This is a genomic window from Chroococcidiopsis sp., assembly GCF_051657925.1.
GTDB lineage: Bacteria > Cyanobacteriota > Cyanobacteriia > Cyanobacteriales > Chroococcidiopsidaceae > Chroococcidiopsis.
This window is the reverse complement of record NZ_JBOFLP010000237.1, coordinates 1-8,651: the sequence shown is the minus strand read 5'-3', so window position 1 is coordinate 8,651 and position 8,651 is coordinate 1. Positions and strand designations below refer to the sequence as shown.

General features: G+C 45.9%; 7 protein-coding genes. 4 read left to right on the top strand and 3 right to left on the bottom strand.

Features of this window, described 5'->3' with window-relative positions; genetic code table 11:
* Nucleotides 1-52 precede the first annotated feature (52 nt).
* Nucleotides 53-940 carry a 4-hydroxybenzoate solanesyltransferase gene (locus ACRC32_RS19420; RefSeq protein ID WP_438555514.1) on the bottom strand — a complete coding sequence of 296 codons (888 nt, stop codon included), beginning with the start codon at nt 938-940 and terminating at the stop codon, nt 53-55.
* A 142-nt stretch (nt 941-1,082) separates the two neighbouring features.
* On the opposite strand from ACRC32_RS19420, the gene ACRC32_RS19415 reads away from it, so the two are divergent.
* A complete protein-coding gene (locus tag ACRC32_RS19415) occupies nt 1,083-2,732 on the top strand; it encodes a Ppx/GppA phosphatase family protein (RefSeq protein ID WP_438555513.1) in 1,650 nt (549 codons plus the stop codon).
* Between the two features lie 8 nt (nt 2,733-2,740).
* Here the strand turns inward: ACRC32_RS19415 and ACRC32_RS19410 are convergent, their stop codons facing one another.
* Nucleotides 2,741-3,292 carry a Uma2 family endonuclease gene (locus ACRC32_RS19410; RefSeq protein WP_438555512.1) on the bottom strand — a complete coding sequence of 184 codons (552 nt, stop codon included), beginning with the start codon at nt 3,290-3,292 and terminating at the stop codon, nt 2,741-2,743.
* A 193-nt stretch (nt 3,293-3,485) separates the two neighbouring features.
* Here ACRC32_RS19410 and ACRC32_RS19405 point away from each other — a divergent pair, with 193 nt between their 5' ends.
* On the top strand, nt 3,486-4,448 hold the full coding sequence (locus tag ACRC32_RS19405) for an undecaprenyl-diphosphate phosphatase (protein ID WP_438555511.1): 963 nt from the start codon (nt 3,486-3,488) through the stop codon (nt 4,446-4,448).
* Here the strand turns inward: ACRC32_RS19405 and ACRC32_RS19400 are convergent.
* The gene (locus tag ACRC32_RS19400) at nt 4,445-4,639 is read right to left on the bottom strand and encodes a hypothetical protein (RefSeq protein ID WP_438555510.1); all 195 of its coding nucleotides are present in this window, start codon (nt 4,637-4,639) and stop codon (nt 4,445-4,447) included. The genes ACRC32_RS19405 and ACRC32_RS19400 overlap by 4 nt on opposite strands.
* A 10-nt stretch (nt 4,640-4,649) precedes the next feature.
* Here ACRC32_RS19400 and ACRC32_RS19395 point away from each other — a divergent pair, with 10 nt between their 5' ends.
* Entirely contained in the window at nt 4,650-5,978 is a 1,329-nt protein-coding gene (locus ACRC32_RS19395) for a TIGR03279 family radical SAM protein (protein ID WP_438555509.1), read from the top strand.
* The coding region (locus tag ACRC32_RS19390; RefSeq protein WP_438555508.1) for a glycoside hydrolase family 10 protein at nt 5,978-8,651 on the top strand (2,674 nt) is incomplete at its 3' end. The genes ACRC32_RS19395 and ACRC32_RS19390, both read left to right, overlap by 1 nt.

Here is an 8,651-nt window from a genome sequence, read left to right as displayed (position 1 = left end):
ATCCCCCAACCCCCTTAAAAAGGGGGCAGTAGATCTGTTGCACATGGGGCTATCAAATCAAAATCCCCGCAATCATTCCCCCAAGTAACAGAAAACCCAACCAAACATTCTGACGAAACATTTCTCCGTAAGCTGGATTTGGTAACTGCGGATCGCGCAATCGAGTATATTGCCAAATCCAGCCAGATGCAGCCAAGACTAGGGTAATCCAAAAACCTAGATGTAGGTGCATGACTACCCCTAGCCAACCGAGTAAAAACACAGTACCAGCAAAGAAAACCGCGATCGCTTCTGGGGCGTATTTCCCGAAAAATAAAGCACTGGAATTCACGCCGATGCGCTTGTCATCTTCGCGATCGCTCATCGCATAAACTGTATCAAATCCTAGCGTCCAGCATAAAGTTGCTGCCCACAGCAACCAAGTTGCCCGATCTATACTTCCCGTGACAGCACTCCAGCTAATTAATACGCCAAAACCCCAGGCAATAGATAATACCAACTGAGGGACGGGAAACACTCGCTTTGCCCCTGGATAAAGCAAAATCACGGGTACGGCGGCGACACACAGCCAAAAGGATAATTGGTTTAAATATAAAGACAAAACAAAAGCACAAATTAAAGCAACTAAACCAACTACAAAACCTACTCGGATAGATAAAGCGCGGGAAGCAAGAGGACGATTGCGAGTCCTTTCCACTTGCGGATCGATGTCTCGATCCCAAAGATCGTTCGCGACACACCCAGCAGCACTGGTAGCAAAAGTACCTAAGACGATGACTCCTACTAGTAGTAAGGGTGGAGTCGCTCTAGCTGCTAAAAACACCGCCCACAGAGCGGGAATCATTAAAATTAAACGTCCTTCTGGCTTATCCCAACGTAACAGCCGGATAATTTTCAACCAGGTTGGTTCGGAACTCTGTTGTGGTGCGATCGTATTCATGGAAAAATGGTAACTATAGGCAGATGTAATGGTTCGTATCTTTTTCCCTAATTAGAATAGCGTGAAGTTTGGGTAGAAAAAACTCAAAACTTCATCTCAATAATTGCCGTTCAGTCGTTGCCGTTAATTACCAGTAAATTAGATGGTTGATTCTGTTTTCACTAGCTGGCAGAGTATTCCCGCTCAAATTGTAGAGCAAGAACAGATCCTCGCGGCGATCGACATGGGGACAAACTCTCTGCATATGGTAGTAGTCAGTATAGAGCCGAAACTGCCAGCTTTTACCATCATTACTAGAGAAAAAGAAACTGTCAGGTTAGGCGATCGCAACCCAGAAACGGGAGAATTGAAACCAGAGGTGATGGCAAGAGCGATCTCTACGTTACGCCGTTTTCAAGACATTGCCAAGAGCTGCAACGCTCATTCTATTATTGCTGTAGCGACGAGCGCTGTCCGCGAAGCACCCAACGGACGTGAGTTTTTACATCAAGTCAAAGAAGAAATCGGCTTAAATGTTGACTTGATTTCTGGGTATGAAGAAGCACGTCGCATTTATCTCGGCGTACTATCGGGAATGGAATTTAACAACCAACCCCATGCCATTATCGACATTGGTGGTGGTTCTACAGAAATAATTTTGGGAGATAGCCACGAACCGCGTTCTCTCAGTAGTAACAAAATTGGAGCTGTCAGACTTACCTCGGAATTCGTCACCACAGATCCGATTACTAACAGCGAATATCAATATCTTCAAGCCTACGTGCGGGGAATGTTAGAACGTGCGGCGGAAGACTTGCACGCACACTTACAGCCAGGGGAAATTTTCCGCTTAGTGGGAACTTCTGGCACGATTGAAACGGTAGCAACAATTATTGCTAGAGAAAAAACGGGTACAGTACCGTCCCCCTTGACTGGGTATGAATTTAGTTTGAGGGAATTGCGGCAATTAGTCGATCGCCTGCGGAAGCTAAATTACAGCGAACGGGCAGCAATTCCAGGGATGAACGATCGCCGTTCGGAGATTATACTAGCAGGGGCGACAATTTTACAAGAAGCGATGACTTTGTTAGAAGCCGAGACGTTGGTAGTGTGCGAGCGATCGCTGCGAGAAGGCATCATTGTAGACTGGATGCTGACTCACGGTTTGATTGAAGATCGCTTGCGCTATCAAAGTTCGATCCGGCAACGGAGTGTCATCAAAACAGCGCAGAAATATCAAGTTAACTTGGAACATAGCGATCGCGTGGCTCATTTTGCCATGAGTTTGTTTAACCAAACCCAAGAAATTTTACACCAATGGGGTTTAGAAGAACAAGAATTGCTGTGGGCAGCGGCAATGTTACACAATTGCGGACACTTTATTAGTCATTCCTCGCATCACAAACACTCATACTACTTGATTCGACATGGAGAATTATTAGGATACACCGAAACAGAAATTGAAATTATTGCCAATATTGCCCGCTATCACCGGAAGAGTACCCCAAAGAAAAAGCACGAATCCTATCGGAATTTACCTAGCAAACGAGATCGACAAATTATCAATCATTTAAGCGCTTTTCTTCGGTTAGCCGTGGCTTTAGATCGCCGTCAAATTGGTGGAGTGAAGCGCGTGCGTTGCGATCGCCATTCAGATTCAAAAGAATTTTATTTGTATCTAACTCCGTCTCAACCTAATGATGATTGTGCTTTAGAATTGTGGAGTTTGGATTATAAAAAGGCGTTATTTGAAACAGAATTTGACGTGAAGTTAGTGGCAGCTTTAGAACCTGCAACAGTATCAGTTAGATAACAATTAACCTACACGCTCACAATTGAATTAATAACTATAGCTACATCTGAGAAAGCTAATGAAAATATTGTCCCTTCAGATAGTGTAAATTTTGTAGCGTATTGTCCATCTTGAGGATCGCGAAACACTATAAGCTGTCTCTTCTTCAGATTAACTACCCAGTATTCAGGAATGCTGGCTTGAGCGTAAATTTTGCTTTTAATTTCTAGATCTTTGTCCAAACTGGAATCTGAATATTCAATCAGCCAAAAAATATTTTCAGGGTAAGGATGATGCTGTAAATACTCGCGTCCTAACCGCTGTACGATCGCGATATCGGGTTCGAGTTCGGAGTCATGAGAAAGTGTAATTGGCTTGCTTAAACGGATTGTGGCGCGATTGCCCAGCAATCGGATCAAATATTCTCCTGCTTCACTACTGAAATAGGCGTGAGGTTCTCCCTCTGGTGGCATTTCTACAATTTCTCCCTCTATTAGTTCCACGCGCCGACTATCCAAAATCCCTGCTGCAATCATTCGATGGTACTCGTCTATTGTCCAACTGACTCTGGTTACAGGCATAGCGATCGCTTTTCTTTCCCCTACTCACTTCACATGCTAACTCGATCGCGATCGGTTGTATGTAGGAGGTACTAACCGCTAGAGTATTGACCGATCTATTCTTCGATCTTTTTTACCCCTCCCCTCATTTGCAGTTTGCAGGTATGCTGTAGCGAGAAAATCAGTTAACAGTTGCCCTTATCCCTTAACTTCTATGGCTTTATTACAACATCAAATGTTTAAACTTCTGATGATAGGTGTAGCTGCTTGTGCAGCAGTCATTGCTGTACCTATTAAGGTTCTCGGCGTGCAACCCAATACAGCCGTAGAGGGATCTGGAATGACTGTATTGCAATCCTTCGTTCTGGGGATAGTCCAAGGATTGACAGAATTTTTACCAATCAGCAGTACGGCGCATTTGAAAGTTGTACCAGTCGTACTTGGATGGGGAGATCCTGGTATTGCCTATACTGCCGTGATTCAACTTGGTAGTCTTGCCGCTGTGCTATGGTACTTCTGGAAAGATTTAGCGCAAATTGTTACTGGAACTGTTAAATCAATTGCCAACTCAGATTATGGTTCTAGAGAATTTGGCACGACACTAGGTATTTTCTTAGGTACGATACCCATCGTGTTTTTTGGATTGCTGATTAAAATCTTCTATCCTGGTTTTGATAAATCACCCTTACGCAGCTTAGCAGCGATCGCGGTGTATTCGATCGTCATGTCTTGTTTGCTAGGACTAGCAGAAATTTTCGGGAACCGCCAGCGCAAATTTAACGAACCTGCAGTTAAAGATGGCATATTGATGGGGCTTGCTCAGACACTCGCCTTATTTCCTGGTGTATCTCGTTCTGGTTCTACACTCACAGCCGGACTATTCTTAGGATTAGAACGAGCAAAAGCCGCTAGATTTTCTTTTTTACTCAGTATTCCGGCAATTGCGATCTCGGGTTTAGTAGAGTTGAAAGACGCTTTGGAAGTCGGAATTGGCAGTGATGGAATCCTAAATTTGATCGTCGGGGTAGTTTCATCTGGTATTTTTTCCTACCTCGCGATCGCATGGTTGTTGCGTTACCTACAGACTAAAGACACTTGGATCTTTGTCTGGTATCGACTCGCCTTTGGCATCGCAATTCTAGCCGCGATCGGTTTTAAAATATTACCGAATGTTTAGTGAGGAGCGAGGAGTGAGGAGCGAGGAGCGAGGGGTAAGAGAGTGGTGAGTAGATTATAGGGTATAGGATGTAGGGTATAGAGTGTAGGGATATTTTGGATTTTAGATTTTGGATTTTGAATTGTTTCTTCGCTCACCTGCTCCCTCAGATCCCTGAGCCGATCTTCTTCCCCTAACTCCTCGCTCCTCACCCCTCAAGCCATGAGTGATCTAACTATTCGTCCTGCCCGCATTTCTAAGGTTTTGCCTGATTCTATTGCTGCTGAGATTGGCTTTGAACCAGGCGATGCGATCGTATCCATCAACGATACTCGTCCCCGCGACTTGATCGATTATCAGTTTTTGTGTGCTGATGAAGTGCTGCAACTGGATGTCTTAGATGCGGCAGGTAAAACTCATACGGTTGAAATTGAGAAAGACTACGACGAAGATTTAGGACTAGAGTTTGAGACAGCCCTGTTCGATGGGTTAATTCAGTGTAACAATCGCTGTCCGTTCTGTTTTATCGACCAGCAACCTCCAGGTAAGCGACAGAGTTTATACCTTAAGGATGATGACTATCGCCTCAGCTTTCTTTATGGCTCGTACCTGACACTGACAAACCTCACCCAAAAGGAATGGCAGCGAATCGAACAAATGCGGCTTTCTCCTTTGTATGTCTCAGTCCACGCTACCGAACCTGAAGTTAGGGTGCGGCTGCTAAAAAATCCTAGAGCCGCTCAAATTTTAGAGCAGATTGAATGGTTTCGAGAACGAAGACTGCAAATTCACGCTCAAGTTGTTGTTTGTCCTGGGATTAACGATGGCGTGCATCTGGAAAGAACGTTGCTCGATCTCGCCAAATTTTATCCTGGGGAAGTACCAGCAGTTACTTCTGTTGCTGTCGTACCAGTAGGCTTGACACGGTTTCGTCCAGATGAAGATGAGTTAATTCCAGTGACTCCAGAAAAAGCAGCCGAAGTCATAGCCCAAGTCAAAGCTTTGCAGCAGAAATTCCGCCAGCAGCTAGGCACTAACTTTGCCTGGTTAGCAGACGAGTGGTTTTTGGTTGCAGGTGAGGATTTACCACCGCAATCTCATTATGAAGATTATCCTCAAATCGATAACGGTGTGGGTTCAATTCGCCTATTTTTAAAACATTTTGCTAGTGCAGCCAAACATCTTCCGCTGCAAGTCGAGCCATCGCGCCGATTTATCTGGGTTGTTGGTAATGCCGTAGAAAAAGCGTTTCAACCAATTTTACGACAGTTAAATCAAGTAAATGGGCTGCGGATAGATATGGTAGCTCTGTGTAGTCACTATTGGGGACAAAAAATTTCTGTCACCGGATTACTTACAGGACAAGATTTATTAGAAGGGTTATATGGTAAAGACTTAGGGAACGCGGTCATACTGCCTGCCGTGATGCTGAAGTATGGCGAAAACTGTTTTTTGGATGATATGACAGTAGAAGAGTTATCTCATAAATTAAATATCCCAATTCTCCCAGTCAGGGGAATTGAGGAACTCATCGATACTTGTATTAAGTAATGTCTAAAAATTTTGATATTTTTGTCTTACCAACCCTGGTAAGGGCTAGGTCTGTGAATTTTTTAGTAGAGACGCTAGTAACGTCTCTACTTTTGCCTCTTGCCTTCTATTTACCTGCTACAGCCGCAGAAGAACCCGCAGTTTTAGCTGTAGTTAAAAGTGAGGATAATGCTGCTCAGTGGACGGAAATCTCTTCGCGCATACAGGCGGCGGGAGTCAATTATTGCGTCGTCGATTTAGCTGCTGTCAAAAATGCTAGCGATTTGAGCGATCGCTCTGTTATCTTTCTGCCTAACGTAGAGAATATTGACTTTAACCAAGCACTTGCTTTAGAAGCATGGATGAGTCGGGGTGGTAAAGTCATAGCCAGCGGTGCTGTTGGAAGTATGAGTCAGCCAGGGGTACGCCAGCTCTTGAGTTCGCTTTTAGGCGCGTACTGGGGATTTCCTCTAGATGCTCCCAATAACTTACAAACCTTACAGGGTAATAGTAAAGATTGGCTGGAGCCAGCCGGAAATGATGGTTTGGTGCAGGGAGGAGTTGTGATTCCCACTGGTGTGAATAGTAGACCGATCGCGATTTGGCAGTCGCAAATAAATCAAGCCGCAGTCGTCAAAAGCGATCGCGCCACGGTTTTAGGTTGGCGTTGGGGTTCGAGTCACGTATCACCAGGAGACTTCGATCGCGCTTGGTTGAGAGCGTCTTTGAGTCAGTATATTTCCTTGCCTGAGTCGGCTACGGTATCGCCGCAGAATTGTAGTAGTGCGGTGGTAGGAAGCAGGGAGCAGGGAGCAGGGAGCAGGGAGCAGAGGAGACTAGGAGCAGAGGAGACTAGGAGCAGAGGAGCAGGGGAGAACCAACTACCAACTACCAACTACCAACTACCAACTACCAACCGCCAACTCCCAGCCGATGAAGCCATTGAAAGAATTGCCCCACCAGGTTTAGATGGGGTACAGGCATTTGCGCTTAAACAAGAGTTAGATAATCTGATCGGACGCTTTGAAAGCGCTCAGTTAGCAGCTCGTGCTTTTAGTGGCAGCATAGCTAATGATAATGCAACGGCACAGCTGACTAACTCTGAAGCAACGGCTGTCGCGACAACTGGCTCCTTTGTGGGTACGTTACCAGAATCGGCAGCTAGGGCAGTCGCAGAGGCGAAAGCAATTGCCAAAACTTTACCCCAGGCGATCGCCCAAAAGGACTTTGCGGGGGCGCGCCAGCAGTGGCACAAAGCACAAGCCCTACTATGGCAAAACTACCCCGTCGAACAGTACGCGGCTCAACCAGAAATTCGGGCGATATGGCTAGACCGAGGTAGTATTATTCGTGCGGGTTCGGAGCAAGGATTGGCAAAGATTTTTGACCGTCTCGCTGCTGCTGGTATCAATACAATCTTTTTTGAAACCGTTAACGCTGGCTATCCGATCTATCCCAGTCAAGTTGCACCTCAACCCAACCCACTAGTTAGAGGCTGGGACCCGTTAGCATCAGCGGTGAAGTTAGCCCACGATCGCAATATGGAGTTACATGCCTGGGTGTGGACTTTTGCCGCAGGCAACAAGCGTCATAATAAGCTGATAAATTTACCCGCAGATTATCCAGGACCCGTCATTGCCGCTCATCCCGAGTGGGCGAGTTACGATAATCGCGGTAGTTTATTTCCGCCTGGTCAAGGTAAGCCATTTTTAGACCCTGCTAACCCCGCCGCCAGACAATATTTATTACGGCTTTACGAAGAAATTGTCAGCCGCTACAACGTGGATGGTTTGCAACTAGACTACATCCGCTATCCTTTCCAAGACCCCAGCGCCGACCGGACTTATGGTTATGGAATTGCCGCAAGGCAGCAGTTTCAACAACTGACGGGCGTAGACCCAACGACAATTAAACCAAGCGATCGCGATTTATGGCAAAGGTGGACGCAGTTTCGCACGCAACAAATCGATAGTTTTGTCGCTCAAGCTTCCCGCTACTTGAAGCAAAAGCGCCCTAACTTGGTGATGTCTGTGGCTGTCTTTCCCCTATCAGAACACGATCGCACCCATAAGTTGCAGCAACACTGGGAAGTCTGGGCAAATCGCGGCGATGTAGATTTGATCGTGCCGATGACTTATGCTCTAGATTCTTACCGTTTTCAGCGCCTCGCCCAACCCTGGATTACCTCTAGCAAACTCGGTTCGGCTTTGCTGTTGCCAGGAATTCGCTTGCTGAACTTACCAACTATGGGTGCATTCGACCAAATTCAGCTCGTTAGAGATTTACCCGCGAGCGGTTACGCCCTCTTTGCTGTAGAAAACCTCAACGATGACCTCCAGCAAGTTTTTCACAACACCCAAGGCACAAAAGTCAAAGTGACTGCACCAGTCCCTTATCGTCAGCCTTTCCACACCGCAGCAGCGCGTTACGCTAATTTGCGCCAGGAGTGGCAATTCTTGCTGGCAAACGATCGGCTTTGGTTGAAGGGTACGGCACTGAATGAGTTTAACACTCGATCGCAAAACTTAGAGACTGCTTTGGAGCGTTTAGCTCAAACTCCTTCTGCCAGTAACTTAGCAGCAGTTAGAACAGCGTTGAATAGCTTCCAGACTCAGTTTAAAAATTGGATGCGATCGCAAGCGTTAGAAAATTCTTACCAAGTCAACGTGTGGTCAAATCGCCTGACTACTCTTG

What these genes read in the sequence shown, in the direction of transcription:
- ACRC32_RS19420 (WP_438555514.1), bottom strand. Translation starts at nt 940, where the DNA reads ATGAATACGATCGCACCACAACAGAGTTCCGAACCAACCTGGTTGAAA.
- ACRC32_RS19415 (WP_438555513.1), top strand. Translation starts at nt 1,083, where the DNA reads ATGGTTGATTCTGTTTTCACTAGCTGGCAGAGTATTCCCGCTCAAATT.
- ACRC32_RS19410 (WP_438555512.1), bottom strand. Translation starts at nt 3,292, where the DNA reads ATGCCTGTAACCAGAGTCAGTTGGACAATAGACGAGTACCATCGAATG.
- ACRC32_RS19405 (WP_438555511.1), top strand. Translation starts at nt 3,486, where the DNA reads ATGGCTTTATTACAACATCAAATGTTTAAACTTCTGATGATAGGTGTA.
- ACRC32_RS19395 (WP_438555509.1), top strand. Translation starts at nt 4,650, where the DNA reads ATGAGTGATCTAACTATTCGTCCTGCCCGCATTTCTAAGGTTTTGCCT.